The organism is Bacillus sp. SIMBA_074, from assembly GCF_046534555.1.
Classification (GTDB): domain Bacteria; phylum Bacillota; class Bacilli; order Bacillales; family Bacillaceae_G; genus Bacillus_A; species Bacillus_A mycoides.
Map to the genome: position 1 here is coordinate 1 of NZ_JAWRYM010000693.1, position 263 is coordinate 263.

General features: G+C 53.6%; 1 protein-coding gene. It reads right to left on the reverse strand.

All coding sequences use genetic code 11. From position 1 onward, the window contains the following. Window positions 1-263 (reverse strand): glycosyltransferase (locus tag SB773_RS32555; protein WP_410594522.1); only part of this gene is annotated, 263 nt, incomplete at both ends.

Consider the following 263-nt stretch of genomic DNA (forward strand, 5'->3'; position numbering starts at 1 on the left):
GGGCCAACTCGCTGGCGTCACCTGCGGAGAAATAGACAGCTCCCTCACCGGCAACCTCACGCAGCACCGGTATATCTGAGGCGATAACCGGTGTGCCATGAGCCTGAGCCTCTATTACCGGCAAACCAAAACCTTCATAACGCGATGGAAATGCCAAAAATCTGGCTTGCCGATACAGAGCGCTAAGTTCAGTATCGCTAACATAACCAACAGATACCGGCGCAAGCCCTTCCGGGATAGCAGCAACTAAACGGGCAAACTTG